27 protein-coding genes are annotated in these 25,502 nt (G+C 66.9%); 15 read left to right on the plus strand and 12 right to left on the minus strand.

Features of this window, described 5'->3' with window-relative positions; translation table 11 throughout:
* The 6 genes from EPO55_RS04315 to paaK form a co-directional block, all read left to right on the plus strand.
* Positions 1-521, plus strand: a 521-nt coding sequence (locus tag EPO55_RS04315; protein ID WP_296335209.1) for a tetratricopeptide repeat protein, incomplete at its 5' end; no start/stop codon positions are given.
* 17 nt (positions 522-538) lie between these two features.
* Positions 539-1,519, plus strand: a complete 981-nt coding sequence (locus EPO55_RS04320; RefSeq protein ID WP_296335210.1) for an ABC transporter substrate-binding protein — start codon at positions 539-541, stop codon at positions 1,517-1,519.
* A 32-nt stretch (positions 1,520-1,551) separates the two neighbouring features.
* Positions 1,552-2,493, plus strand: a complete 942-nt coding sequence (locus tag EPO55_RS04325; protein WP_296335211.1) for an LLM class F420-dependent oxidoreductase — start codon at positions 1,552-1,554, stop codon at positions 2,491-2,493.
* 564 nt (positions 2,494-3,057) lie between these two features.
* Entirely contained in the window at positions 3,058-4,293 is a 1,236-nt protein-coding gene (locus EPO55_RS04330) for an amidohydrolase family protein (RefSeq protein ID WP_296335213.1), read from the plus strand.
* 29 nt (positions 4,294-4,322) lie between these two features.
* A complete protein-coding gene (locus EPO55_RS04335; RefSeq protein WP_296335214.1) occupies positions 4,323-6,911 on the plus strand; it encodes a DUF2339 domain-containing protein in 2,589 nt (862 codons plus the stop codon).
* Complete coding sequence (gene paaK / locus EPO55_RS04340) at positions 6,908-8,194, plus strand: phenylacetate--CoA ligase PaaK (RefSeq protein WP_296335215.1); 1,287 nt, start codon at positions 6,908-6,910, stop codon at positions 8,192-8,194. Before EPO55_RS04335 ends, paaK begins: the two co-directional genes overlap by 4 nt.
* 11 nt (positions 8,195-8,205) lie before the next feature.
* On the opposite strand, the gene EPO55_RS04345 is transcribed toward paaK, so the two are convergent.
* The 9 genes from EPO55_RS04345 to EPO55_RS04385 form a co-directional block, all read right to left on the minus strand.
* Positions 8,206-8,346, minus strand: coding sequence for a hypothetical protein (locus EPO55_RS04345; protein WP_296335216.1), 141 nt, complete (start codon positions 8,344-8,346; stop codon positions 8,206-8,208).
* Positions 8,343-8,708 carry a hypothetical protein gene (locus EPO55_RS04350; RefSeq protein ID WP_296335217.1) on the minus strand — a complete coding sequence of 122 codons (366 nt, stop codon included), beginning with the start codon at positions 8,706-8,708 and terminating at the stop codon, positions 8,343-8,345. The genes EPO55_RS04345 and EPO55_RS04350 overlap by 4 nt, the downstream gene beginning before the upstream one ends.
* Before the next feature lie 66 nt (positions 8,709-8,774).
* The gene (gene pyk / locus EPO55_RS04355) at positions 8,775-10,187 is read right to left on the minus strand and encodes a pyruvate kinase (RefSeq protein WP_296335218.1); all 1,413 of its coding nucleotides are present in this window, start codon (positions 10,185-10,187) and stop codon (positions 8,775-8,777) included.
* A 10-nt stretch (positions 10,188-10,197) separates the two neighbouring features.
* On the minus strand, positions 10,198-11,112 hold the full coding sequence (ltnD, locus tag EPO55_RS04360) for an L-threonate dehydrogenase (RefSeq protein ID WP_296335219.1): 915 nt from the start codon (positions 11,110-11,112) through the stop codon (positions 10,198-10,200).
* A gap of 5 nt (positions 11,113-11,117) precedes the next feature.
* A complete protein-coding gene (gene otnI, locus EPO55_RS04365) occupies positions 11,118-11,903 on the minus strand; it encodes a 2-oxo-tetronate isomerase (protein ID WP_296335221.1) in 786 nt (261 codons plus the stop codon).
* A 13-nt stretch (positions 11,904-11,916) separates the two neighbouring features.
* Positions 11,917-12,564, minus strand: a complete 648-nt coding sequence (gene otnC / locus EPO55_RS04370) for a 3-oxo-tetronate 4-phosphate decarboxylase (RefSeq protein WP_296335222.1) — start codon at positions 12,562-12,564, stop codon at positions 11,917-11,919.
* Entirely contained in the window at positions 12,561-13,817 is a 1,257-nt protein-coding gene (otnK, locus tag EPO55_RS04375; RefSeq protein WP_296335223.1) for a 3-oxo-tetronate kinase, read from the minus strand. Before otnK ends, otnC begins: the two co-directional genes overlap by 4 nt.
* A gap of 9 nt (positions 13,818-13,826) precedes the next feature.
* Positions 13,827-14,246, minus strand: coding sequence for a hypothetical protein (locus EPO55_RS04380; protein WP_296335224.1), 420 nt, complete (start codon positions 14,244-14,246; stop codon positions 13,827-13,829).
* Positions 14,243-15,526 carry a glycerate kinase gene (locus tag EPO55_RS04385; RefSeq protein ID WP_296335226.1) on the minus strand — a complete coding sequence of 428 codons (1,284 nt, stop codon included), beginning with the start codon at positions 15,524-15,526 and terminating at the stop codon, positions 14,243-14,245. Before EPO55_RS04385 ends, EPO55_RS04380 begins: the two co-directional genes overlap by 4 nt.
* 29 nt (positions 15,527-15,555) lie before the next feature.
* Between EPO55_RS04385 and EPO55_RS04390 the strand changes: the two genes are divergently transcribed.
* The 4 genes from EPO55_RS04390 to EPO55_RS04405 all read left to right on the plus strand — a co-directional run bounded on the left by EPO55_RS04390 (position 15,556) and on the right by EPO55_RS04405 (position 18,105).
* Positions 15,556-16,335 (plus strand): N-formylglutamate amidohydrolase, encoded by a 780-nt coding sequence (locus EPO55_RS04390; protein WP_296335228.1) that lies wholly within the window; start codon positions 15,556-15,558, stop codon positions 16,333-16,335.
* A 43-nt stretch (positions 16,336-16,378) separates the two neighbouring features.
* A complete protein-coding gene (locus EPO55_RS04395) occupies positions 16,379-16,678 on the plus strand; it encodes a DUF1244 domain-containing protein (RefSeq protein WP_296335230.1) in 300 nt (99 codons plus the stop codon).
* A gap of 111 nt (positions 16,679-16,789) precedes the next feature.
* A complete protein-coding gene (locus EPO55_RS04400; RefSeq protein ID WP_296335232.1) occupies positions 16,790-17,062 on the plus strand; it encodes a DUF2312 domain-containing protein in 273 nt (90 codons plus the stop codon).
* A gap of 71 nt (positions 17,063-17,133) precedes the next feature.
* Positions 17,134-18,105, plus strand: coding sequence for a tripartite tricarboxylate transporter substrate binding protein (locus EPO55_RS04405; RefSeq protein ID WP_296335233.1), 972 nt, complete (start codon positions 17,134-17,136; stop codon positions 18,103-18,105).
* A 1-nt stretch (position 18,106) separates the two neighbouring features.
* Here EPO55_RS04405 and EPO55_RS04410 read toward each other — a convergent pair whose 3' ends face one another.
* From EPO55_RS04410 to EPO55_RS04420, 3 genes are all read right to left on the minus strand, one after another.
* On the minus strand, positions 18,107-18,781 hold the full coding sequence (locus EPO55_RS04410) for a DUF429 domain-containing protein (RefSeq protein ID WP_296335234.1): 675 nt from the start codon (positions 18,779-18,781) through the stop codon (positions 18,107-18,109).
* Positions 18,782-18,795: 14 nt separating this feature from the next.
* Complete coding sequence (locus tag EPO55_RS04415) at positions 18,796-21,018, minus strand: NADP-dependent isocitrate dehydrogenase (RefSeq protein ID WP_296335235.1); 2,223 nt, start codon at positions 21,016-21,018, stop codon at positions 18,796-18,798.
* A 122-nt stretch (positions 21,019-21,140) separates the two neighbouring features.
* Positions 21,141-21,749, minus strand: coding sequence for a TIGR00730 family Rossman fold protein (locus EPO55_RS04420; protein ID WP_296335236.1), 609 nt, complete (start codon positions 21,747-21,749; stop codon positions 21,141-21,143).
* A gap of 303 nt (positions 21,750-22,052) precedes the next feature.
* Between EPO55_RS04420 and EPO55_RS04425 the strand changes: the two genes are divergently transcribed.
* The 5 genes from EPO55_RS04425 (at position 22,053) to EPO55_RS04445 (ending at position 25,490) form a co-directional block, all read left to right on the plus strand.
* Positions 22,053-22,916 (plus strand): LysM peptidoglycan-binding domain-containing protein, encoded by an 864-nt coding sequence (locus EPO55_RS04425; RefSeq protein ID WP_296335237.1) that lies wholly within the window; start codon positions 22,053-22,055, stop codon positions 22,914-22,916.
* Between the two features lie 28 nt (positions 22,917-22,944).
* Positions 22,945-23,637, plus strand: coding sequence for a phosphatidylserine decarboxylase (locus tag EPO55_RS04430; RefSeq protein ID WP_296335238.1), 693 nt, complete (start codon positions 22,945-22,947; stop codon positions 23,635-23,637).
* Positions 23,638-23,646: 9 nt separating this feature from the next.
* Entirely contained in the window at positions 23,647-24,483 is an 837-nt protein-coding gene (gene pssA / locus EPO55_RS04435; RefSeq protein ID WP_296335239.1) for a CDP-diacylglycerol--serine O-phosphatidyltransferase, read from the plus strand.
* Between the two features lie 15 nt (positions 24,484-24,498).
* The gene (locus EPO55_RS04440) at positions 24,499-25,116 is read left to right on the plus strand and encodes a CDP-alcohol phosphatidyltransferase family protein (protein WP_296335240.1); all 618 of its coding nucleotides are present in this window, start codon (positions 24,499-24,501) and stop codon (positions 25,114-25,116) included.
* Between the two features lie 209 nt (positions 25,117-25,325).
* Positions 25,326-25,490, plus strand: coding sequence for a Flp family type IVb pilin (locus EPO55_RS04445; RefSeq protein WP_296335241.1), 165 nt, complete (start codon positions 25,326-25,328; stop codon positions 25,488-25,490).
* Positions 25,491-25,502 lie beyond the last annotated feature (12 nt).

Consider the following 25,502-nt stretch of genomic DNA (forward strand, 5'->3'; position numbering starts at 1 on the left):
ATCTCACACTCTTTGCCAAATTGCAGACCGCCACCGATCCGGTCGCCATCCAGACTCTGGAGGCCGCGATCTGGGAGCAGTGGACGATGCTTCCCGACCCGAAGCAGCGCGAAATGATGCTGCGGGGGATGGCCGAGATGCAGCAGCGCGAGTTCAGGGCCTCGGTCGAGACCTACACCTGGCTGATCGAGATCGCGCCCGAACTTTCCGAGGCCTGGAACAAGCGCGCCACGGCCCATTGGCTGATGGGCAACTTCCCGGCCTCGCTCGCCGACATCTGCGAAACGGTGAAGCGCGAGCCGCGCCACTTTGGGGCCTACTCCGGCCTCGGCATGATCCGCGCCGAGATGGGCGAGAACGCCCGCGCGGTCGCCGCCTTCGAGCTGGCGCGCAAGTGGAACCCGCACATCGTCGGCCTCGATGGCGAGATCGAGCGGCTGAAGGCGCTGGGCGGCGGTGTGCCGGCCGATCCGCTGGGGTGTGGGCAGCGGATCGTCGACCGTCAGGTCGATAAGACGTGAGCACTGGCGGAGTCGCCATGAGGCGTCGGGACTTCACGATCATTCTCAGCGGTGCTGTCGCCGGGCTCGGCGCCGCCGCCACCGCGGTGCGCGCACAGGATGGCGCGAAGCGGATCGCCATCCTGGGGCCGGATGAGGAGCCGAGATTTTCAGACCTCGCCGGCGGGCTACAGGCCGGCCTGCGCGAGCAGGGCTATACGGGAGCGGCCCTCGATCTCCTCCAGCTCAAGGTGGCGAGAGGCGACCTCTCCGGCGCACGCGCGCAGGTCGAGGAGGCGGTACGGCGGGGTGTCGTCTTGCTGTTTGTAATCGGCTCGGAGCTGGCACGGGCCGCACGGCAAGCGTCCTCTGCGATTCCGATCGTCTTCATTACGCCCGGCGACCCGGTCGCCGCCGGTCTCGTGGCCAGTCTGGCCCGTCCCGGCGGGGATACCACCGCAATGACCTTCGAGTTCCCTGAGCTGTCCGCCAAGCGCCTTGAATTCCTGAAGGAACTCGCGCCGCGCGTCCGGAACGTGCTGGTCCTCTACGATCCGAGGGATGTGTCATCGAGGCAGAATCTGGCGGTTGCGCGCGTCACCGCACCGACGCTGGAGATGACGCTGGTCGAACGGGAAACAAGGAGCGAAGCCGATGTCTCGCAGGGCCTCGCGTCGCTCGGCGACGTCGATGCACTGCTCTCGATTCCCGGCGGCGTGACGACCGGCCTTTCGGCGGAGATCATTCGCACGGCCAACGCCAGGCATCTTCCGACATTCTTCCATTCTCATACGGCACGCACGGCCGATGCGTTGGCGAGCTATGGGGCGAGTGACGCCAGCGTCGCCCGCCAAGCAGCCAAGCTCGTGGACAAGATTCTGAAGGGCGCGAAGGCGGGGGACCTGCCGGTCGAGCGCCCCTCCAAGCTGGAATTGGTCATCAACCAGAAAACCGCCAAGATGCTCGGCCTGACGATCCCGCCGTCGTTGCTCGCACGCGCCGACGACGTGATCGAATGAACCCCGCCTAGATGGCTTAGAACGCCCGCCCGATGCGCTACGGCTTCTATCTCCCCACCCGCGGTCCCACCGCCACGCGCGACGGTGTCCTCGCGCTGGCGCGCGAAGGCGAGCGGCTCGGGCTGCACTCCGCCATGATCGCCGACCACGTCGTCTTCCCGGTGGAAAGCCAGTCCGCCTATCCCTACACCGTCGACCGCAAGCATCCCGGCGGCGGCGATGCGCTGGAAACCTTTTCCATCCTGGGCGTGGTGGCCGGTGCGACGGAGAAATTGCGCCTCGTCACCTCGGTGCTGGTGCTGCCCTATCGCAACCCGGTGCTGACGGCGAAGATGGTGGCGTCGCTCGATGTCCTGTCGGGCGGCAGGGTCACGCTGGGCGTCGGCGTCGGCTGGCTGAAGGAGGAATTCGAGGCGCTGGACAGTCCCGATTTCGACAAGCGCGGCGCCGTGACCGACGAGTGGATCGCGATCTTCAAGCATCTCTGGACCCGCTCGCCCGCCAGCTTCGCCGGCCAGTTCTACAAATACACCGACATTCGCTGCGAACCCTTTCCGCTGCAGAAGCCGCATCCGCCCCTCTGGGTCGGCGGCCACTCGCGCGCCGCCCTCCGCCGGACCGCGCGGCACGGCGATGGCTGGCACCCGGTCGGCGCCATCGCCGCCTCGCCGCTGCCGCCGCAGGAAATGGTGCTGCATCTGGAGACGCTGAAGCGGCTGACGGAAGCGGAGGGGCGCGATTTCGCCGCCCTCACCATCTCCTACAAGGCGCCGCTCTACGACACCGGCATTCCCGATCGCGACGGAACGCGCCGCAGCTTCTCCGGCACCGCCCAGGACATCGCCGGCGACATCCGGTCGTTTGGCGCCATCGGCGTGCACGAGCTGATCTTCGATTTCCGGGGCCAGAGCACCGCCGACAGTATCGGGCGCCTGCAACGCTTCGCCGCGGAGGTGATGCCGCTGGTCGATTGAGAGTCGTTCCTGATTCGACAAGTTCAGCAGGTTATGGCATGATTTTTCTATAGGCTGGCGCTTCTTGCGTCGGCCTTTTTCGTTCCGGCAAAGACCTCCCGTGGCCGTCCACGGGCATGCGCAACCAGCGCCAGGTCGCCGCCGCGGGTCCTGACCCGTGGATTAGACAGAATCATGAGCCGGCGCCTCCGCCGATCCGCCCCCCTTTTCGGGCGATCGTCCGTCCCGGAGGCGTCCTCAACGACGTCGGCCAACCGACGCACTGGCCCCGACTGCCCAGGACGGCCGATCGAATGAGCAAACCGAGGCCCACCCCGAGCTCCGGGCACAACTTCGGGCCCAACACACCATGCGTTCAGGTGGGCCCCTTTGGGCGCGAATAGACGAGGAATTGCGGGATTTCAGGCGGTTTCGAAGCCTGATATTTGTCCTGCGATTTGGGCCAGGATACGGGATTTGGGCCCACGAGAATGACTAATGGGACGCGGGCGGCCGCGGGTCCTTGTTGCCCACAGGGCACATAGGCAGAGTGCAACAGCCTTTCAGTTTCGGGAGTTTTGGATCATGGCCACCTTGTATGTCGGCGGGCGTCTGTTCGACGGGGAGAGAGTCCACGACGGGCAGGCGGTCCTGGAAGAGGCCGGCAAGGTCAAGCGCGTGGCGCCTGCGGCCGAGTTCGTGGGCTTTGCCGGCGAGCGGGTCGATGCCTCCGGCGGCACGCTGATCCCGGGCATCATCGACTGCCATGTCCATTCGCTGTCCGGCGCCGAGGGCAATCCCGGGGCGGCGCAGGATCGCCTCAGCGCCGCCCAGATCGCGGTGCGCGGCATGGAGTACATGCGCCAGACGCTCGAAGGCGGCATCACCGCCGTGCGCGACTGCGGCGGCAAGGATTACATCGAGTTCGCCCTGCGCGACGCCTTCAACGCCGGCAAGTTCCTGGGCCCGACCATGCGCTGCGCCGGCCGCATGATCTGCATGACCGGCGGCCACGGCAACCGCACCGGCCGCGTCGCCGACGGCATCGACGAGGTCGTGAAGGCGGTGCGCGAGCAGGTCCATGCCGGCTCCGACCTGGTGAAGATCATGGCGACGGGCGGCGTGATGACGCCGGGCGTCAATCCCGAGGACGCGCATTATTCTGCCGAGGAGATGAAGGCCGGCATCAGCGAGGCCCATCGCTTCCACAAATGCTGCGCCAGCCACGCCCAGGGTGCGCTCGGTATCCTCAATGCCGTGCGCGGCGGCATCGACTCGATCGAGCACGGCATCTTCATGGACGAGGAGTGCTGCGCCGAGATGAAGGCCCGCGGCGTCTGGCTGGTGCCGACGCTCGCTGCCGTGAAGAACATCCTGAAGGGCCATGACGACGGCGACCGCTCGATCCCCGACTATGTGATCGACAAGGCCCGCCGTGTGTTCGACCGCCACATCGAGGCGACCCAGATGTATTACAAGGCCGGCGGCCGCATCGCGATGGGCACCGATGCGGGCACGCCGCACAACCGCCACGGCGAGAATGCGCGCGAGCTCGAGTACATGTGCGACATCGGCATCTCGGTCCGCGATTCGCTGTTCTTTGCGACGGCGAGTGCGGCCGACCTGATGCGCCTCAGCGACCAGGGCCGCATCAGGGAGGGCAACAGCGCGGACTTCGTGCTGTGCGACGGCGATGCGCTCAGCGACATCAAGCGCGCCTCCCGCAAGGAGAACCACCGCCTGGTGGTGAAGCGCGGCCTCGTCGCCCGCGACAACCGCGCCGCCTTCGTCCGCCAGCCCGCCCGCGTCGCGGCGGAGTAGGGCAGGGAACGGCGGAGACCGGGACTTCCGTGGAAGAAATCCTTCTCGGTCTTCTGGCCGTGGCCTGGGCGTTGGGCACGCCGATCGTGGCCATCGTGGCGCTGGTCCGCACCTCGCGGCTGCGCGAGGCGAACGAGCGCCTCGTGGCCGAGGTGGCGCTGCTGCGCCGGCAGGGTCTTCCGGGTGATCTCCAGGGGGGCGAGGCGCTGCCGCCGCCCTTCGTCGCGCCGTCAGTCGCTGAGCCCGTCATCGAGCCGCCGCCGCTACCCGTTGAACCTGTTGCGGAGGTTGAAGCGCCTGCCCCGGAACCTGTGTTGCCGCCCCCTCTGGTCGTCGAGCCGGTCCACGGCGGCTGGGAGCAGCGCCTGGGCGCGCGCGCGTTCGTGTGGGTGGGCGCCATCACCCTGGCGCTCGCGGCGATCTTCCTGGTGCGTTACTCGATCGAGGAAGGCTACCTCTCGCCCGAAGTGCGGGTGATCCTGGCGGCGCTGTTCGGTTTTGCGCTGGTCGGCGGCGCTGAAAAGATGAAAAGCCGCGACGACTGGGTGGCGCAGGCGCTGGCCGCCGCCGGTATCGCTGCTCTCTACGGCTCATTGTTCTCGGCCGTCGCGCTCTACGGCATGATTTCCAAGGTCGCGGCCGGCGGCGGCGCCGCGGCGCTGACGGCCTTCGCCATCGGCGTGTCGCTGCGCCATGGCATCTTCGTGGCCGGCCTCGCCTTCGTCGGCGGCTTCGCCAGTCCCGCGATCATCGGCAGCGAGACGCCCAACACGCCGGTCCTGTTCGGCTACCTGCTGGCGATCGCCGCCGGCACTCTAGGCGTCATCCGCATAAGGGGCTGGTGGCCGCTCGGCTGGGGTGTCCTCGCGGGTTCGGCGCTCTGGACGGTGGTCTGGATGCTGGCGTCGCGTGACGCTGACGAACTGCACTGGGTCGGCCTCTTTCTCGTGGCGGTGGCCGGTCTTTTCGTGTGGGCGACGTGGCGGCGGATGGAGGAGAGCGAGAATCCGCCGAACGACGTCGTGGCGCTGGTCTGGACGGCGCTTGCCGGCACTGGCGTGCTGCTGGTGTGTCTCGTGGTCGACGACAACGGCGAGCAGAAGGCTGGCTGGCTGGCCTTGGCGCTCCATGGCGCCGGGGCCTTCGCGCTGGGGCGCTGGACGCCACGCTTCCAGTACGCGGCGGCGCTGGGACCGGGCCTGTCGCTGCTCGCCCTCGCGCTGTGGTGGGGCGCCACGCGCGGTGCCGGCGCCGGCTGGGACGCGGACCGCTTCGCCTGGCTCACCATCCTGTTCGGCGGCTTCTACGCGGCGGCGGCCTTCTCGCTGCTGTGGAATGCCGGACGGCCGGGATTCTGGGCGGCCCTTTCGGTCGCGGCAGCCTTCACGCACTTCCTGCTGTGCTGGTACGTGCTGCGCAGCACGGTGACGGGCGTGCCGTGGGGCCTGATCAGCGTCGGCCTCGCGGCGCCGTTCCTGGTCGGCGCCGAGCGGCTTGCCCGCTGGCGGGACAGCATGACCGGCGCCACCGAGGCGCTGGGCTACCTGGCGGCTGGCGTCACTTTCTTCATCGCCGCCGCCATCCCGATGGAATTCAGCCGCGAGTGGATCACGGTGGCCTACGCCATCGAACTCGCGGCCGTGGCGGCGATCGCAGCCCGGCTCGACCTGCGAGCCATGCGTCTCCTCTGCTGGCCGCTGCTGGCCGTCGTCGTCGTGCGCTTTGTGCTGAACCCCGAAGTGCTGAAATATCCGCTCGGCGTCACGCCGGTCCTGAACTGGATCCTGTGGGGCTATGGCATCTCGATCGCGGCCCTCGTTGTCAGCCTGCGGTTCCTGCGCCCGACCGGCGACGTGCGGCTGGTGCGCGCGGTCGAAGCCACGATCGCGCTGCTCGCCTTCGTGCTGGTGACCCTGGAAGTGCGCAGCCTCTTTCAGCCGGGCGCGATGGCGACACCCGCCGCGGGCTTCATGGAGCGCTCGTTCTATGTCGCGATCTGGGGCGCCTTCGCGCTGGCGGCGCTGTGGATGGCGCGGCGTCGGCAGGATCCGGTGGCGCTGTGGGCGTGGCGGCTGAGCGGCGGGCTCGCCGTGGCGACCGCGCTGGGGGTGCAGGTGCTGATCGCCAATCCGGTCTTCGAGCCGGCCAATGTCGGGCGTTTGCCGCTCGCAAACGGCCTGTTCCTGGCCTATGCGGTGCCGGCGGCGATGGCGGCACTGGCGCGGCGCTGGATCGACGTCGAACCCAACCGAGGCATCGACCTGTTCATCGAGGCCGCGGCCTCGGTCCTGGCCTTCGTCTATGTCTCGCTGGAAGTCCGGCACCTGTTCGATCCCGGCTTCGAGCGCGATGGCTTCGCCGCCTACGGCCTCGAGCTCTACGCCTATTCGATCGTCTGGCTGCTGTTTGGCACAGCCCTGCTGGCGCTGGGCTTCCTGCGCCACACCGCGGCGTTCCGGCATGCCGGCATGGTGCTGGTCTGCATCGTGGTCGCCAAGGTGTTCCTGATCGACATGGCCGGCCTCCAGGGACTGCTGCGCGTGTTCTCGTTCCTGGGCCTCGGTGCGGCCCTCATCGGTCTCGGCTATGCCTATCGACGCTTTGGATTCAAACAATGACGGCAAAGCTTTTTCCTGAAGTGAATGTCTCGCTCGACGAACTCCGGGCGCTGCAGGTCAAACGCCTGCGCGAGACGTTGCACCGGGCCTACGACGGGCAGGCGCCGTATCGCGCCAAGTGCGTGGCGGTGGGGGTCCATCCCGACGACTTCCGGAGTCTCGACGATCTCGCGCGCTTTCCCTTCACCTCCAAGGAGGACCTGCGCGACGCCTATCCCTTCGGCATGCTGGCGATCCCGCGCGAGCGGTGCGTGCGCCTGCATGCCTCCAGCGGCACGACGGGGCGGCCGACGGTGGTGGGCTACTCGGCGCGCGACATCGACACCTGGTCCGACCTGATGGCGCGCTCGCTCCATGCCGGCGGCGCGCGGCCGGGCGACATCATCCACAATGCCTTCGGCTATGGCCTGTTCACCGGAGGCCTCGGCGCGCACTACGGCGCGGAGCGGCTGGGCTGCACGGTGGTGCCGATGTCGGGCGGCTTCGGCGAGCGCCAGGTCCAGTTGATCTCCGAATTCGGCGCCCGTGTCGTGCTGATGACGCCGTCCTACATGCTGGCGGTCGCCGACGAGTTCGAGCGCCAGGGCATCGACCCGCGCACGACGGCGATGCGCGTCGGCCTGTTCGGCGCCGAGCCCTGGACCGAGGGCATGCGGGCCGAGATCGAGCGGCGGCTGGGCATCGATGCCGTCGACCTCTATGGCTTGAGCGAAGTGATGGGCCCCGGCGTCGCCTGCGAGTTCGTCGAGACCAAGGATGGGCCCACGATCTGGGAGGATCATTTCTATCCCGAGATCGTGGATCCCGAGACCGGCGCACCGGTGCCCGACGGCGCGCCGGGCGAGCTGGTGTTTACGACGCTCACCAAGGAGGCGATGCCGGTCATCCGCTACCGCACGCGCGACCTCACGCGGCTGATGCCGGGATCGGCCAGCGTCATGCGGCGCATGGCCAAGATCACCGGCCGCAGCGACGACATGCTGATCGTGCGCGGCGTCAACCTGTTCCCGAGCCAGGTCGAGGAGCAGATCCTGCGCGACCCGGCGCTGAGCGGCCACTATGTGATCGAGCTCACGCGCACCGGTGCGCTCGACGATCTGCTGGTGCGGGTCGAGGCGCGGGTTGTGCTGGACGGCGCGGCGGCGGGCCGTTCGTCGGCGGAACTGGGGCGGCGCCTGAAAGGCATGTGTGGGCTCTCGGCCGCGGTCGAGGTTGCTTCTCCGGGCGCGATCGAGCGCTCGATGGGCAAGGCGCGGCGCGTGATCGACAGGCGGCCCCGGTAGCAGGCGGGGGGTTAGCCGCGCCCCAGGGTCGCGCTGAAGACCGCGGCGAAGGTCAGGACCGTCGCGGCAATGACCAGGAAATCGATCCAGGTGAGCGAGAGCCGGCGGCGGTCGCGCGCGATGGCCTTCGGCTTCTTGGCGATCCCGTTCAAGAGCGCTTCTCGGTGCTGGCGCCGCGCTGTGCCGGCGGTTCGGGGCGATACTTCTCGAGCACCGGCTTGAGCTTGTCGACGGGCACGTTCATGGCTGTCGCAAGCGCCTGGGCGTGGCTTGCGCGCTGCTGCTCCGTGGGCGGCTGCTCGCTGCGGGCAGGCGGTCCGACCTTGCGGAAGGCGTCGCGCACACGGTCGGCGGGAATGCCGAGGTCAGTCGCGATCTTCTCATAGGGTGGTTCGCGGCGCGGCGGCGCGCCCTGGTCGCGGTCGCCGGACTGGGCGAGCACGCCGCCGGCAAAGATCACGGTACAGGCGATGGCAAGTAGGGCGTCGATTGAGGCAAAAGCGCGGCGGGGCATGGCACCTCTCGTGGGGGGCTTCACGAGAGGATACGGCGGCAGGGCCCCGGCCATCCCCAGATCTGGTCAGACGTAAGCGATGCGCAGGATGTTGGTCGCCCCGGGTGTGCCGAACGGCACGCCGGCGGTGATCACGAGGCGCTCGCCTTCCTTGGCCAGCTCTTCCTTGCGGGCCACGCTGACGGCGCGTTGCACCATGTCGGCGAAATTGTGCGCGTCTTCTGCGTGAACCGGATGGACACCCCAGGTGAGCGCCATGCGCCGGGCCGTGTCGGGATTGGGCGTCAGGCAGAGGATGCGGACGTCGGGCCGCTCGCGGGCGGCGCGGAGCGTGGTCGAGCCGGTGTTCGTATAAGTGACGATGGCGGCGGCCGACAGCGTATGGGCGCACTGCCGCGCGGCGGCGCTGATCGCATCGGCGGTGGTGGCTTCCGGCTCGTGGCGGCTCGCATCCATCAGGCGGCGGTAGAGCGGATCGCCTTCGGCGGCCCGGATGATGCGGTCCATGATGGTGACCGCCTCGATCGGATAGTCGCCCGACGCCGATTCAGCCGAGAGCATCACCGCATCGGTGCCGTCGTAGACGGCGGTGGCCACGTCGGAGGCCTCGGCGCGAGTCGGCGTCGGCGAATGCACCATCGAGTCGAGCATCTGTGTCGCCACGATGGCGGGCTTGCCGGCCACGCGGCAGGCAGCGAGGATCCGCTTCTGCAGCGGCGGCACCGCCTCGGGCGGCATCTCCACGCCGAGATCGCCGCGCGCCACCATGATGCCGTCGCTCTGCTCGATGATCTCGTCGAGGTGGTCGATGGCGGCTGGCTTCTCGAGCTTGGCCATGACCGCGGCGCGGCCCGCAACCAGCTTCTTCAGCTCGGCGATGTCGTGCGCATGCTGCACGAAGGAGAGCGCCACCCAGTCGACGCCGAGCGACAGGCCGAAATCGAGGTCCTTGCGGTCCTTCGGCGTCATCGGCGACATCGGCAGCACGAGGTTGGGCAGGTTCACGCCCTTGCGGTCGCTGATCTGGCCCGCCACCTCGACCACGGCGTCGATCGTGTCCTTGTCGTGCGCGACGATCCGGAGCCGCACCTTGCCGTCGTCGATCAGCAGCAGCCCGTCCGCCTTGGCGGCCTTGAAGATCTCCGGATGGAGCAGCGGCACACGCTTGGCGGTGGCCGGCTTGGGGTCCATGTCGAAGCGCAGCTTCTGACCCTTCTTCAGTTCCATCGGCTGCTTGCCGATCACGCCCAGCCGAAGCTTGGGTCCCTGCAGGTCCATCAGGATGGCGATCGGGTGATTGTATTTCTTCTCCAGGGCGCGCAGCTGCGCGACCCGCTTGCGGTGATCGTCCGGCACGCCGTGGCTGAAGTTGAGGCGGAAGACATCGGCGCCGGCCTCGAACAGCTCGCGCAGGCGCTCGGGCGTCGAGCTGGCGGGCCCCAGGGTGGCGACGATCTTGGTGAAACGCTGACGACGCATCGGATCCAGTCTACTTCTTGGGTGACGACACTTTGAAGTCACCCGCCTGCTCGTAGACCTTTACCACGGCGGCGTCATCCAGCCGGCCCCAGCCGGCGCCGGCCGCTGCGAGGAAAAGCTGATGCGCGGCGGCGGCCATGGGCAGCGGCAGGCGATGTTCGTGGCCGGTGTTCAGCACCAGGCCCAGGTCCTTGACGAAGATCTCGACCGCCGACAGCGGCGAGAAATCGTCGTCGAGCATGTGCGGCACGCGGTTGCCGAACATCCAGGAATTGCCGGCGCTGGCCGAGATCACCTCGTAGACGGCGCGGGTGTCGGCGCCGGCCTTGGCGGCGAGCGCCATGGCCTCGGCCGCGGTGGCGATATGAACGCCGGCCAGAAGCTGGTTCACCGTCTTCACCAGCGAGCCGATGCCGGCGGCGTCGCCGAGGCGAAACACTTTCGCCGAAGTCGCCGACAGGATGGACTCGGCCGTCGCAAATGCCTGCGGCGCGCCCGACGCCATGAAGGTGAGTTCGCCACTCTCGGCGCGCGCACGCCCACCCGACATCGGCGCATCGAGCAGTTCGTGGCCGCTCTTGGCCAGGCGCTCGCCCAACGCGCGCGCGAAGGCGGGGGGTACGGTGGCGCATTGCATGACCAGGCCGCCCTTGCGCAGTGCCGCCACGGCGCCGCCGTCGTCAAAGAGCACCGTCTCGACCTGCTGCGCGTTCACGACGGCAACGACCACCACGTCCGCCACCTTGGCGGCTTCAGCCGGCGTGGCGGCGGCCGTGCCGCCCGCGGCGGTGAAGGCCTCGCGCGCGGTAGCGCTCGGATCGACGCCGATCACCTTGTGGCCGTGCTTGAGAAGGTTCTTCGCCATGCCGAGGCCCATCGAGCCCAGGCCGACGAAGGCGACGACCGGCGTGTTCTTGTCTGCCATGGGATTCAGGCCTTGATGCCGTATTTGGCGGCCCAGCCGAGGCCGGCGCCGGTCGTGGTCTTGGGTTTGTATTCGAGGCCGACGTAGCCCTGGTAGCCCAGCCGGTCGAGCACATCGAGCAGGTAGAGATGGTTGGCCTCGCCGATGTCGGGTTCGTTGCGATCCGGGTTGCCGGCGATCTGGACATGGGCGGTGATCGGGAACAGCCGCTCCATCCGCTTCTGCAGGTCACCTTCGGTCACTTGCATATGATAGAGATCGAGCTGCAGTTTTAGATGCGGCGCGCCCACTTCCTCGATGATCTGCTTCACCTGGTCTGTGGTGTTGGTGAAGTAGCCGGGAATGTCGCGGTGGTTGATCGGCTCCATCACGATGGTGAGCCCGCTCCTGGCAGTGCGGTCGCAGACCTTCTTGAGATTTGAAATGAACGTGCGATGCATGGTCTTGGTATCGGCGCCGGGCGCGATCATGCCCGACATGACGTGCAGCGTCCGGCATTCCAGCACCTTGGCGTAATCGAGCGCCTTCTCGAGGGCCGCGGCAAACTCCGCCTCGCGGCCGGGCAGGGCGGCAAGACCGCGCTCGCCCTTGCTCCAGTCGCCCGGCGGCAGGTTGAACAATGCCTGTGTGAGCTTGTGCTTCTTGAGTTCGGCCGCGATATCGGCCGCCGGCGCCTCGTAGGGGAACAGGATTTCCACCGCCTTGAAGCCATGCGCCGCAGCCGCGCCGAAGCGCTGCAGGAACGGCACTTCCTGGTAGATCCACGACAGATTGGCGGCGAGCTTGGGCATTTGTCTTGTCCGATCAGGAAGGAAAGGCTTCTTCGACGTCGCGCACCTGTGCATCCGACAGGGTGCGCACCTTGAGACTCTGCAGCAGCAGGTGAAGCTTGGCGGTCTCCTCCAGCTCCTCGATCGAGGCGGAGGCAGCCGACAGGGAGGTGCCGGCGACCACAGGGCCGTGGTTGGCGAGCAGCACTGCGCGGTGGCCTTTGGCGTAGTCGCGGATCGCATCGGCGAGCTTGGGATCGCCTGGTTTGAAGTAGGGCACCAGCGGCAGCTTGCCGACCCGCATCACAAAGTAGGGCGTGATCGGCGGCAGCGTTGTTTCCTTGCTGTGGTGGCACGACGGATCGAGACAGGAGATCGCCACGGCGTGCGTGCAGTGAAGGTGCACGATCGCACCGTCCTTGGGGCGGACGTCGTAGACCGATCGATGCAGCAGCGCTTCCTTGGTCGGCGCATCTCCGGCCACATGCTTGCCCGAGAGGTCGAGCTTGGAGAGCTGGCCCGGCACGAGTTCACCCAGCGAGGAATTGGTCGGGCTCATCAGCCAACCGTCGTCGACGCGCACGCTGATGTTGCCCGACGTGCCGGGGCAGAGGCCGCGGGCAGCGAGCTTGGCGCCGAGCGCGCAAATATCGTCTCGGGCCTTGGATTCTTTGGTGCTCATAGGCGCTCGAAGGCTTTGGTGAAGAAATCCGGCGCACCGAAGTTGCCGGACTTCAGCGCCAGCAGCATCGGCTTCTTTCCGACCGACGCCGTCCACGGCACGCCGGGATCGATCTCCGGCCCGATACGCAATGCCGTCACGTCGAGGGCGCCCACGACCGCGCCCGAGGTTTCGCCGCCGGCGACGACCAGGCGGCCGACGCCTGACGCAACCAGGCCACGCGCCAGAGCCGCCATCGTCCGCTCGATCGCCTGGCTCGACTTTTCGACACCGTATTTCGCCTGCAGCGCCTTCACGGCATCCGGCTTGTCGCTGGCGGAGAGCAGGATCGGGCCATTGCCGAGCTTGTCCTTGGCCCAGGCGAGCGCCTTCTCACCCACCGGCTCGCCGCGGCAGATCGCATCGGTGTCGAGGGCGAGGTGCGGGCCCTTGAAGGCGGCGATCTGGCCGAGCGTCGCTGCCGAGCAGGAGCCGGCAAGGACCGCCGCAGCGCCGGCGACTTTTGGCAGCGCGTCGGCATTGGGCTTGTGTGTCAGCAATCCGCGGCGGCGATAGGCAGCGGGCAGGCCCAGCGCCACGCCGGAACCGCCGGTGACGAGGACGTCGTCCCCCACGGCCTCACCGATGATGCCGAGATCGGTGTCGGCCACGGCATCGACGACGACATGGCGCACCTTCTCGGCCGCGAGCTTGTCGAGCGCGGCGCGCAGCGCGGTGGAACCGGATTGGACTTCTTTCAGGGCGACCAGGCCCACCTTGTGCTTCGTCTGTCGTGCCAGCACGCGCACCAGGCTGGCATCGGTCATCGGTGTCAGCGGGTGATGGCGCATGTGCGAGTCCGACAGCAGCACGTCGCCCACGAACAGGTGGCCGAAGAAGATGGTGCGGCCGTTGACCGGGAAGGCGGGGCAATAGATCGCCTGTTTGGACTTGAGCGCATCGAGAAGCGCATCGCCCACCGGGCCGATGTTGCCGGCGTCCGTGGAATCGAACGTCGAGCAGTATTTGAAGAAGAAGCGGACACAGCCGGCCGCCTGGAGAGCTTCCAGCGCCTCAAGAGACTGGGCGATGGCGTCTTTTGCAGGGATCGAGCGCGTCTTGAGCGCCACGACGACGGCATCGACATCGTCCGGAATCGTCCCCTTGGGTGGCACGCCGATCGTCTGGATCGTGCGCATGCCGCCCTTGACCAGCATGCCCGCGATGTCGGTCGCGCCGGTGAAATCGTCGGCAATCACTCCGAGTACAGCCATGGGGAGACGTTAGGCGATCACGGTCGCCTTCATCCAGAACTTTCGGCGGCGGCTGCGCCGCCGGGCCTCGTCCTCACCGTCGTAATGGTGCAGTGCGGGCGCGGGGTCGAAAGTGTCGCGAATGTCGAGCGCGTTGACATTGACGATGCCGATCGCGCCGCCTTCATCCGGCATGACGGCGCCAACATAGGCGCCGCATTTGGCGCAGAGCAGGTAGTCAGTGATCCCGAGCCCGAAGCGGTAGCGGGACAGGGCGCCTGGCCGGCAGCGGAATTCGACCGATCCCGCCGGATCGCCCATCGTTCGGGCGCCATGGCGGCGGCAGAAGCTGCAGCCGCACCGGCCGACCCGCATCTCCTCGGGTTTCTTCTCCGAGTCGAATCGGATGGCAATACCGCCGCAGTGGCAGGAGCCGGTATAGGTCGTCATTTGTTCGGCACGATCAACGTTGCGCGGAAATCGTTGACGTTGGTCCGGGTCGGCCCGGTGATCAGGCTGTCGCCGAGACTTTCGAAGAATCTGTGGCCATCGTTGTCGTGCAGCATGGCCTTGGGGTCATGCCCCTTGGCAAGAGCGCGCGCCAGCGAGTCGGGTGTGAAGATGGCGCCGGCGATCTCCTCGGCGCCGTCGACGCCGTCGGTATCGGCCGCCAGGCCCCAGATCTGCGGAGCGCCATTGGCCTCGATCGCCTTACCGAGCAGATACTCGACGTTGCGGCCGCCGCGGCCCTTGCCGCGCACCGTCACCGTCGTCTCGCCGCCGGAGAGAATCACCGTAGGCTTCTTCGCGCCCGCAACGAGATCGAGGGCGCGACGGGCATGCGCCGCTCCCAGTTCGCGCGCCTCACCCTCGAGATTGTCGCCCAGCATCACGACGACGCAGCCACGCGAGCGTGCCACTGCCGCGGCCGCCTCGAGCGATCGCTTGGGCGTGGCCACGATGATTGTCTCGACGCGCCGGAGCCGTGGATCGGCGGGCTTAGGCGTCTCCTCGATCCTGCCTGCCGCGCCGGCTTCGAGATGGGCGCGCACCGGCGCCGGCGGATCGATGCGGTATTTGGCCAGCACCGCCAGCGCCTCGGCGAAGGTCGTACGGTCGGCCACGGTTGGCCCGGAGCCGATCACGCCGGGATCGTCGTTGGGCACGTCGGAAATCAGCCACGACAGGACGCGCGCCGGCTGTGCCGCGATGGCGAGCCTTCCGCCCTTGATGGCGGAGAGATGCTTACGCACCGTGTTCATCTCGACGATATTGGCGCCCGATTTCAGCAGCGCGCGGTTGACCTCCTGCTTGTCGGACAGCGACAGGCCGGGGGCGGGAAGGGCCAGTAGCGACGACGCGCCGCCCGAGATGAGACAAAGAACGAGATCGTCGGCCGAGAGGCCCTTCACCTTTTCCAGGATGCGGCCGGCGGCGGCGCGGCCCTTCTCGTCGGGCACGGGATGCGCCGCCTCGACGATTTCGATGCGCTTGCAGGCTTCGCCGTAGCCGTAACGGGTGACAACGAGACCTTCGAGCGGATGCGGCCACTGGTCTTCCACCGCGCGCGCCATCGCCGCAGTTGCCTTGCCGGCGCCGATCACGATCGTCCGGCCTTTTGGCGGAGCGAGCCTGGCGATGTAGGGCGCGAGGCAGGTGGCGGGGCGGGCGGCGGCCAGGGCGGCATCAAACAGGTCGCGCAGCAGGGCGCGGGCGTCGGCATCTTTCATTTGGGCAATCTTCACACTATAGGGGCGCGATGCAACAACTCCTCGGCCAGCTTCTGGGTCCCGGCGATCCGCCGCCATATTCGGTGTTCAATGAAACGGGCCGGGCGCCACTCCTGCTGCTTTGCGATCACGCCAGCAAAGCCGTTCCGCAGGCGTTGGGCGATCTCGGCATTCCCGCCAGCGAGCTCGCGCGCCACATCGGCTGGGACATCGGTGGCCTCGACGCCGCGATCGAACTCTCCACCGCGCTCGACGCGCCGCTTGTTGCGTCGGGCTATTCGCGGCTGGTGATCGACTGCAACCGCTGGCCCGGTGGCGAGGGATCGATCCCCGAGGTCAGCGACGGCACGTCGGTGCCGGCGAACTGCGGCCTCGGCAAGGCCGAGATCGATGCCCGCGCCGAGGCGTGTTTCTGGCCTTACCACCACGAGGTCGACCGACAGCTCGACCGGATGACCGCGGGTGGGCGGCCGGTGGCCTTGCTGGTGATGCACAGTTTTACGCCCGAGATGAACGGCTTCCAGCGACCCTGGCACGTCGGCGTGCTGTGGAACGACGATCCGCGCCTGCCGGAGCCGCTGCTGGCCCAGTTGCGGCGCGACGCTTCGCTGGTCGTCGGTGACAACAAACCCTACTCGGCGCGTGCCTCCTACGAGTACACGCTCACCGCCCATGCCAGATCGCGCGGCCTGCCGCATTGTTCCCTGGAAGTGCGTCAGGACCTGATCGACACCTCGGACGAGGCGCGCGCCTGGGCGAAACGTCTGGCGCCCGCGATTCGGGCAGCCGTTGCGGCGTCGCTGGGCTGAGCTTATATCCGCAGCCAAGGCTCAAACGTCCCAGGAGATTGCCATGGACGACAAGACCCGCACCGATCTCGAAGCCGCCGCCTTCCGCCGGCTGGTTGCGCATCTGCAGGAGCGTACCGACGTTCAGAACATCGACATGATGAATCTGGCCGGCTTCTGCCGCAATTGCCTGTCGCGCTGGTATCGCGAGGAAGCAGGCAAGCAAGGCATCGAGGTCACCGACCCGAAGGCCCGCGAGATCGTCTACGGCATGCCCTACGACGAATGGAAGGCCAAGCACCAGAAAGAGGCCACGGGCGACCAGAAGAAGGCCTTCGACAAGGCCCAGCACAAGCACGGCTGAAGCTCGCCGGACGGTCCCCGTTATCCCCGTCATTCATCGCAACAGCGTCATTGAGCCGACGCGGCCTCGGCTCCTATGGTCCGCCTGACTGGACCCCTGGGAGTTGAGGACATGCCGGACGGAAGCGCCGTTTCCAAGAAGACCAAGGCCGGACCGATTTCGGCCGATCGCCTGAAGAGCTTCGTCGAGCGGATCGAGAAGCTCGAGGAGGAGCGCAAGGCCATCGGCGGCGACATCAAGGACGTCTATTCCGAAGCCAAGGGCGTCGGCTACGACGTCAAGACCATGCGAAAGGTCGTTTCGCTGCGGCAGATGGATGCCGCCGACCGGGCCGAGCAGGAGACGTTGCTCGACGTCTACAAGCACGCACTGGGCATGGTCTGAGGCCCAACGCGGCCCTATCCCCGCCGGCTGCCGGACGCTAGGCTTCCCGAAATCCTCGGGAGGAATAAAGAGTGAGCGTCCATCGTCGTGTGTTCGTCGCGTCGCTCGGTGCGATCGCGGCGGCGGGCTCCGCCGTGCGGGCCCAGACATTTCCCAGCCAACCTGTGCACATGGTCGTGCCGTTCCCGCCGGGCGGCGGAACGGACGCGCTGGCGCGCGCCATCCAGGAACCGATGCAACGTTCGCTGGGCGGCACGATCGTCATCGACAACAAGGGCGGCGGCGGCGGCAGCATTGCCCACGACTTCGTCGCCAAGCAACCGGCCGACGGCCACTGGATGGTGGTCAGCGCCAACAACCTGCCGCTCTATCCTTACACCGTGGCCAAGCTTGGCTTCGATCCCAAGACCGCCTTCATCCCGATCGGCTTCATCGCCAAGCAGGAATCGGTGCTGGTCGGCAGTGCCGACGCGCCGTGGGCCGATCTCAAGGCGATCATTGCCGCCGCCAAGGCCGCGCCGGGCTCGGTGCAATACGGCACCGCCGGGCTCACCACGCCGATGCATCTGTCGGCTGAGCAGTTCGCCATGCTGAACGGCCTCAAGCTGACGCATGTGCCGTTCCGCGGCACCGGCCCGCTCGTCACCGATCTCCTGGGTGGCCATATCAAGCTCGGCATGTCGAGCATCACCAGCGTTGCGCCACAGATCGCGGCGGGCAAGCTCAAGCCCTACGCGATGGCGTCGCTGGAGCGCTCGTCGGTGGCGCCGACCATCCCGACCTTCAAGGAACTGGGAGCAGGCGACGTCGACGGCACCATCGTCTACACGCTGCTGGCACCGGCAGGCACGCCGCCCGCGGTCGCTGCCAAGCTGAACAAGGCGCTGAACGACGCGGTGTCGACGCCGGAAGGCAAGGAAGACCTGAAGAAACGCGGCTTCGTCGCCATGGGCGGCACGCCGCAGCAGCTCGGCGACTGGCTGAAAATCCAGGAGCCGATCTGGGTACCGGTGTTGAAGGCCGCCGGCATCAAGCCGGAGTAGATCAGAACCAGATGTTCATCGGCAGGCCGTAGCGGTCGCGCTTGCGTGCCGGACCGAGGCGTGTCGCTGCGCCTTCTGCGATCAGCGTCGCCGTGCGGCAGACGGCCATGGCATCGAGCACGTCGTCGCGCGCCGCACCAGACAGCGGTTCGACCTTCCATCGGAAGCCGTGCCGGGCGAGAAGTTTGCGTCGCTCCGCGAAGCCGTCCGACTTGCGCTTCTTGCTGAGCACAGGCTCGCCGTCGTTCATGCGGGCGAAGGCAAGTTCGGGGTGAGCCTCGTAGACGATGCGTCGCAGCGTGCGGCTGCCGCGCATCAGATCGTCGATCTCGCGCATCTTGGGAAATAGATGGAACGTCTGCTGGTTAAGTCCCTTGCCCAGCTTGCGGCTGGCGGCATTGGCAGCGGAGTGTGTGGTGCAAGCCAGCGCCGGCCGGCACGGCGTCGGAAACACCGAGCTCGCTTTGCCCGGCAGCAGCGCCCGCGCATCGGACTCGCAGGCGCGACCGGGGATCGGCTCGTCCATCAGCCCGATCGGCATGTCGACGGCCAAAATGGAAAGACCCTCGCAGGCTTCTGCGAGGGTCTTCACGACTCTTATGTCCAGGGAACCGTCGGCGTCACGCCGGCAGACGACCCAGCCGGTGCGGCAGCCATCGGCACCCCCGACGACCAATTGGCAACGCCGCGTCAGAGAGCGGCGAGTGCCGCGTTCAACGTCGCACTTGGCCGCATCGCTGCCGATGTCTTGCTCTGATTGGGAAGATAATAGCCGCCCGTATCCACCGGCTTGCCTTGAGCGGCGATCAGCTCGGCGTCGATCTTGGCCTCATTGGCTGCCAGCGCCGCCGCCAGCGGCTTGAAGCGGGCCGACAGGCCCGTGCTGTTGTCTCTCCGGGCGAGCGCTTCTGCCCAATACTTCGCCAGGTAGAAGTGGCTGCCACGATTATCCAGTTCGCCGACCTTTCGCGCTGGCGAACGGTTGTCCTCGAGGATCTTGCCATTGGCCTCATCGAGCGTCTCGGCCAGGACCTTCACGTCCTCATTCCCGGTTCTCTGCGCCAGATGTTCCAGCGAAGCGCCAAGCGCCAGGAATTCGCCCAGCGAATCCCAGCGCAGGTACCCTTCGTGCTGGAACTGCTCGACATGCTTGGGCGCCGAACCACCGGCGCCGGTCTCGAACAACCCGCCGCCCGCCAGCAACGGAACGATCGACAGCATCTTGGCCGACGTGCCCAGCTCCATGATCGGGAACAGATCGGTCAGGTAGTCGCGCAGCACGTTGCCCGTGACGGAGATGGTGTCGAGCCCCTTGCGAATGCGATCGAGCGAGAACTTGATGGCCTCGACCGGCGCCAGGATTCGGATGTCGAGCCCCTTCGTGTCCTCGTTCTTGAGGTACTTCTCGACCTTGGCAATCAACTGCGCGTCGTGGGCGCGCTTGGCGTCGAGCCAGAACACCGCCGGGGTGTTGCTCAGACGCGCGCGGCGCACCGCGAGCTTGACCCAGTCCTGGATCGGCTCGTCCTTGACCTGGCACATGCGGAAGACATCACCGGTCTCGACTTTCTGTTCCATCAGGACCGTGCCGTCCTCGGCAACCACGCGAACCGTTCCGCCCGTGGCGACCTCGAAGGTCTTGTCGTGCGAGCCGTACTCCTCGGCCTGCTGCGCCATCAAACCGACGTTCGGCACCGATCCCATCGTCTTGGGGTCGAAGGCGCCATGCGCCTTGCAGTCGTCGATGGTGGCCTGGAACAGCGTCGAGTAGCAACGATCGGGGATCGCGGCGAGGACGTCATGCAACTTGCCGTCAGGGCCCCACATCTTGCCCGATTCGCGGATCATCGCCGGCATCGAGGCATCGATGATCACGTCGCTGGGCACGTGGAGATTGGTGATGCCCCGGTCGGAATTGACCATGGCCAGGGCAGGCCGCTTCGCGTAGGTGGCCTGGATATCGGCCTTGATCGCGGCCTTCTCTGCCTCCGGCAACGTCTCGATCCGGGTCAGCATGTCGGCCACGCCGTTGTCGGGATCGATGCCGAGCTTCGTGAATGTGGCGCCGTGCTTCTCGAAGACGTCGGCAAAGAACACGGAAACGCAATGGCCGAACAGGATGGGATCGGAGATCTTCATCATGGTCGTCTTGAGGTGCAGCGAGAACAGAATGCCGTCCTTCTTCGCAGCGTCGATCGCCGCAGCGTAGAAGGTGCGCAATGCCTTGCGGTTCATCACCGAGCAGTCGATGATCTCGCCGGCCTTGAGCGGAATCTTCGGCTTCAGCACCGTCGTCGCGCCATCGCTGCCGGCCAGTTCGATGCGGGCATTGGTCGGCGCCGCAATGGTGGTTGCGACTTCCGAGCCGTAGAAATCGCCGCCCGACATTGTCGCCACGCGCGTCTTCGAGTCCTTGCTCCAGGCGCCCATCTTGTGCGGATGTTTGCGCGCGTACTGCTTCACGGCGCCGGCGGCGCGGCGGTCGGAATTGCCCTCGCGCAGCACCGGATTGACGGCGCTGCCGAGCACCTTGCCGTAGCGGGCGCGGATTTCCTTGTCCGCCGGCGTCGCGTCGCTGTCGGGATAGTTCGGTACGTCGTAACCCTTGCCCTGCAGCTCCTTGATCGCGGCCTTCAGCTGCGGGATCGACGCGGAGATGTTGGGCAGCTTGATGATGTTGGCCTCGGGGCGCATCGCAAGTTTGCCGAGTTCGGCGAGCTCGTCGTTGATCTTTTGCGCGGGCGTCAGCTTGTCGGGGAAGTTGGCGATGATGCGGCCGGTCAGCGAAATGTCCTTAAGCTTCATCTTCACGCCGGCTGTCCCGACGAAGGCCTCGACGATCGGCAGCAGGGAAAACGTCGCAAGCCCGGGGGCCTCATCGACCTTCGTCCAGACGATTTCGAGATCTGACATACCTGCACCTCCGTACGCCGCTTTGGTTTCGGCTGGGTTGATCTATTGCTGATTATGGCCCGTCTTGTTGCATCACCGTGAGGGGGTCGGCAAGGCGGCCCACCAGCGCATGGGCAGCGCAGTCAGACCCGGTCGAGCGTCTTTTCCGGGCCGGGAGCCCGCGGCATGGCCGCAATTGTCGGCAACAGATCGTCGAGGTCGTTGATGAAGGCGACATGGTCGAGGTGGGTCCGATCGGCGAAACCGCCCTCCACGACGCCGCGCAGCAGTGCGGCCAGGGGCTCCCAATAGCCGCCCTGGTCGACGATCACGATCGGCTTGCTGTGCAGACCGAGCGTCCGCCAGGACAGGACCTCGAAGAACTCCTCGAGCGTCCCCAGGCCGCCGGGCAGGACCACGAAGGCGTCCGACCGCTCGAACATTTGCAGTTTTCGCTCGTGCATGGTTTCCACCACGACGGTTTCGGTCAGGGCGGGGTGGCCGGCCTCGCGCTGCAGCAGGAAATTCGGGATGACTCCGACCACGGTTGCTCCGCCCGCCAGGGCGGCATTTGCCACAAGCCCCATCAGTCCGACGCCACCGCCGCCATAGACAAGCGTTATGCCCTCGCGGGCCAGCAGTGCGCCCAGCCGGCCGGCGGTATCGCGCGTGGCGGGGTCGATGCCGAAGCGGGCGCCGCAGAAGACGCAAAGAGAGGCAGGTTTGGGGGAAATGGGGGTGGGCTCGGACACGGAGACTTCTTTTTACAGTCGATCCGATGTCTTTCCGGACCGGGGTGGCATGGTATCATTTCGCGTAGAGAGGTTGCGACGCCAAAGGCGGTCGGTCGTCGCACCGTTGGGAGGGCAATGTCACGCACTGTTTTATGGCTCGTCGGGGGGGGCACACTCGTCATTGCTGTTGCCCTTGCCGTTGCGTGGCGTGGCAAGCTGACTGAACAGGCAGTCATCGACCTGGCGACCAAGCCGGCGGTCGTCGCGCCGCCTCCGCAAGCTGCTGCGCCCCCGCCAGCGCCCGCCCCGTCGTCCGCGCCTGTGACATCGCCGGCGCCATCTGAAGCCATCGCGACGCCGAGTTTCGACATTGCCCGCATCGGCCCCGACGGGCGCGCCGTCGTCGCCGGACGGGCAGCGCCGGGTGCCAAGGTCGTGCTGCTCGACGGCGGCAAGGAGATCGCCAGCGGTGTGGCGGATGCCCGCGGCGAGTGGGTGATCATCGTCCAGGACCCTCCTTTGGGATCGGGGCAGCACGAGTTGCGGGTGATCCAGCATGTCGAGGGGCGCGCCCCCGTCACGTCGGATCAGGTCGTGGTTGCGGTCGTGCCGCAGCCGCCCACCGCCGGCGCTTCTACGCCCACTTCCAAGGACGAGACGCTAGTGATGATCGCACCGCCCGCCGGGCCTGCCACGCTGGTCCAGCCGCCTTCGGCGGCGGGCGTGCCGAAATCAGGCGACCTCGTGATCTCGACGGTCGACTACGACGAGCGCGGCCACGCCACGATCTCCGGACAGGCGGCACCAGGGACGACGGTGCGCGCCTATGTCGACGACAAGATCGTGGCCGAAGGCATTGCCGGTCCGGACGGCCGCTGGCGACTCACGCCGGCCAATCCCGTCGACCAGGGCAAGCACACGTTGCGCGTCGATAGGCTGGCGAAGGATGGCAAGCCCGTCGCCCGGCTCGAATTGCCGTTCGAGCGGGTGGCCGTGCCAACCGCCGCCGCCGGCGATCGCAAGCGGTTGTACGTCGTGCGCGGCGACAATCTTTGGAACATCGCGCGCGCGCACTATGGCACCGGCTGGCACCACACCAAGATTTTCGATGCCAACAAAGATCAGATTCGCGATCCCGATCTGATATACCCGGGCCAAGTCTTCAGCCTGCCCAAGGTCGACTGACGGCCAGCGGGCGACAGAGAGCGGGTTCATGCTGGCCAATTTCTTCGTGCCGATCCTTGCCGATGGATGGCGATTCATCGCCCTTTTTGCCGGCGCGGCCTTTCTCGGCGCGCTGACCGGCGCGGCGTGGCTGTTTTGGCCGTTGATGATCCTGACCTTGTGGTCGATCTACTTTTTCCGCGATCCGCCGCGCGGCGTGCCGCAGGACGACGGCATCCTGATCGCGCCGGCCGACGGGCTCGTGCAGATGATCGTCGATGCGGTGCCTCCGGCCGAGCTGGGGCTGGGCAACGAAGCCCTGACGCGCGTCTCGATCTTCCTCAGCATCTTCGACGTCCACATCAACCGCGCGCCGTGCGCGGCGTCGGTCGACGTCGTGGCCTATCGCCCGGGCAAATTCCTGAATGCCGCCGCCGACAAGGCGAGCGACGAAAACGAACGCATGGCAATCGCCCTGCGCCGGCCCGACGGTCGGGTGATCGGCTGCGTGCAGATCGCCGGCTGGGTGGCCCGCCGGATCGTTTGCTACATCAAGCCGGGCCAGGCAGTCGCCGCAGGCGAACGCTTCGGCCATATCCGGTTCGGCAGCCGTACCGACCTCTACCTGCCGCCCGGTGCCCGTTTGTTGGTAGCGCCGGGACAGCGCATGATCGGGGGCGAGACGGTCATGGCCGAACTCGATCCCGTCGCGGCCGCGCCGCGCGCGGCGATCGAATTCTAGGAGGCAGCGATGGACAGCGATTCTCCTGCGCGCCGCGGCAGGCTTCACGGCTTTTCAATCAATCGCCTGATTCCCAATATCCTGACCTTGGCGGCCCTGTGCTCGGGGCTGACGGCGATCCGCTTCGCGCTTCAGGGCGAGATGCGCCTGGCCGTGATCGCCATCATCGTGGCGGCGATCTTCGACGCCCTCGACGGCCGTGTCGCGCGACGGCTGGGGGTCACCAGCCGGTTCGGGGCCGAACTCGATTCGCTGTCGGACTTCCTCTGCTTCGGCGTTACGCCCGCACTCGTGCTCTATCTGGCCTCTCTGAGGGACGGCGGTGCGCTCGGCTGGGTGGTGACCCTGATGTTCCCCATCTGCTCGGCGCTGCGCCTCGCGCGCTTCAACACCGCCCTGGTTTCCGATACGCCGCCACCGGCCTGGACGGGATCGTTTTTCACTGGCGTGCCGGCGCCGGCCGGTGCGTTGCTCGCCTTGATCCCGCTGATGGTGAGTTTCGAAATCGAGGCCGCCTGGCCGCGCCACGCGCTGGTCGTGGGCGCGGTGCTGGTTGTCGTCGGTGGTCTGATGGTGAGCCGGATCCCGACCTATTCCTTCAAGAAGGGCAGGGTGCCGCGCCACCTCGTGCTGCCGTCGTTGCTGGGCGCCGCCTTGGTCATGGGTGTCCTGGCGAGCGCTCCCTGGATCGCCGGGTCCCTGATCGGCCTGGCTTATGTGTCGTTGATCCCGTTCAGCTGGATCGCCTATCGCCGGCAGGCGGCGCAGGACCGGCGGGCCGAGGCGCATTCAGGGGAGGTGGTGTCCCTGCGATCGGTCGATTCGGGGCCATCGACGCCGGGCTGATCGCGCCGCGGCACCATGTTCGACCCTGTCCTGCGGCGTCTGATTGATCCGCCGCTCAATCGCGCCGGCGCTTGGCTGGCCGGGCAGGGCTTGTCGGCCAACGGGACAAGCCTCGCGGGACTGGCGGTTGGATTGCTCGCCGTGCCGGCATTGGCCCATGGCCGCTACGATCTCGCCTTGCTTGCGATCCTGCTCAATCGATTGATCGACGGCCTCGATGGGCCGATCGCGCGGCGGGGCTCGCCGACCGCGTTCGGCGGCTATCTCGATATCATGTGCGACATGGCGTTCTATGCCGCGGTGCCGGTCGGATTTGCGCTCGCCAGTCCTGTGAACGCCCTTTGGGCCGCGATCCTGCTGGCCTCGTTCGTATGCACCGGGGCATCGTTCCTGGGACGCGCCGTCCTGGCGGCCCAGCTCGGCGAGGCCAACGACGGCCAGCGGGGGCGGAAGTCGTTCTTCCATGCGGCGGGCCTGATCGAGGGTAGTGAGACGATCGCGGCGTTCGTGCTGTTCTGCCTGTTTCCCGGGGCCTTCCCCTGGCTGGCGGGCCTGTTCGCCGCCTTGTGCGTCTGGACCGCCGCCGCGCGGGTACTGGAAGCCTATCGGCCAGGTCCCGGGATCGGATCCTGAAGAGTCTTGCGGCCGGGTGGTGTCGAGCCTGATGTGGCCGAAGTTTTCTTACAGGATTTGTAGTTTAATCAAGATGTTATGAAGATTTCTTCATATTTTTGACCAATTTCAATTGACCCAAGAATCTGCATTAAGTACGATTCTTGAGGCCGCATCATAGGACGTCGGTCAGCGAATCGTTGCGTAATGCGAAGCCTTGGAGATGAGTAATGCTGTCGATCTTCCGCCGATTGATGAAAGACAATCAAGGCGCCACGGCGGTCGAGTACACGCTGATTGCCTCGTTGATTGCCGTGGCGGCGATCGCGTCCATGCGCACCGTCGGTGACAAGATCTCCAACGTTCTGGGCAACGTCGCCAACACCATGAGTTGAGGCGTCGACGGC

Origin of the sequence: Reyranella sp., assembly GCF_004296935.1 — a bacterium.
In the GTDB taxonomy this organism is placed as follows: Bacteria; Pseudomonadota; Alphaproteobacteria; order Reyranellales; family Reyranellaceae; genus Reyranella.

Coding starts and splice junctions, on each gene's coding strand:
- EPO55_RS04320 (WP_296335210.1), top strand. CDS start 539: ATGAGGCGTCGGGACTTCACGATCATTCTCAGCGGTGCTGTCGCCGGG.
- EPO55_RS04325 (WP_296335211.1), top strand. CDS start 1,552: ATGCGCTACGGCTTCTATCTCCCCACCCGCGGTCCCACCGCCACGCGC.
- EPO55_RS04330 (WP_296335213.1), top strand. CDS start 3,058: ATGGCCACCTTGTATGTCGGCGGGCGTCTGTTCGACGGGGAGAGAGTC.
- paaK (WP_296335215.1), top strand. CDS start 6,908: ATGACGGCAAAGCTTTTTCCTGAAGTGAATGTCTCGCTCGACGAACTC.
- EPO55_RS04350 (WP_296335217.1), bottom strand. CDS start 8,708: ATGCCCCGCCGCGCTTTTGCCTCAATCGACGCCCTACTTGCCATCGCC.
- pyk (WP_296335218.1), bottom strand. CDS start 10,187: ATGCGTCGTCAGCGTTTCACCAAGATCGTCGCCACCCTGGGGCCCGCC.
- ltnD (WP_296335219.1), bottom strand. CDS start 11,112: ATGGCAGACAAGAACACGCCGGTCGTCGCCTTCGTCGGCCTGGGCTCG.
- otnI (WP_296335221.1), bottom strand. CDS start 11,903: ATGCCCAAGCTCGCCGCCAATCTGTCGTGGATCTACCAGGAAGTGCCG.
- otnC (WP_296335222.1), bottom strand. CDS start 12,564: ATGAGCACCAAAGAATCCAAGGCCCGAGACGATATTTGCGCGCTCGGC.
- otnK (WP_296335223.1), bottom strand. CDS start 13,817: ATGGCTGTACTCGGAGTGATTGCCGACGATTTCACCGGCGCGACCGAC.
- EPO55_RS04380 (WP_296335224.1), bottom strand. CDS start 14,246: ATGACGACCTATACCGGCTCCTGCCACTGCGGCGGTATTGCCATCCGA.
- EPO55_RS04385 (WP_296335226.1), bottom strand. CDS start 15,526: ATGAAAGATGCCGACGCCCGCGCCCTGCTGCGCGACCTGTTTGATGCC.
- EPO55_RS04390 (WP_296335228.1), top strand. CDS start 15,556: ATGCAACAACTCCTCGGCCAGCTTCTGGGTCCCGGCGATCCGCCGCCA.
- EPO55_RS04395 (WP_296335230.1), top strand. CDS start 16,379: ATGGACGACAAGACCCGCACCGATCTCGAAGCCGCCGCCTTCCGCCGG.
- EPO55_RS04400 (WP_296335232.1), top strand. CDS start 16,790: ATGCCGGACGGAAGCGCCGTTTCCAAGAAGACCAAGGCCGGACCGATT.
- EPO55_RS04415 (WP_296335235.1), bottom strand. CDS start 21,018: ATGTCAGATCTCGAAATCGTCTGGACGAAGGTCGATGAGGCCCCCGGG.
- EPO55_RS04430 (WP_296335238.1), top strand. CDS start 22,945: ATGCTGGCCAATTTCTTCGTGCCGATCCTTGCCGATGGATGGCGATTC.
- pssA (WP_296335239.1), top strand. CDS start 23,647: ATGGACAGCGATTCTCCTGCGCGCCGCGGCAGGCTTCACGGCTTTTCA.
- EPO55_RS04440 (WP_296335240.1), top strand. CDS start 24,499: ATGTTCGACCCTGTCCTGCGGCGTCTGATTGATCCGCCGCTCAATCGC.
- EPO55_RS04445 (WP_296335241.1), top strand. CDS start 25,326: ATGCTGTCGATCTTCCGCCGATTGATGAAAGACAATCAAGGCGCCACG.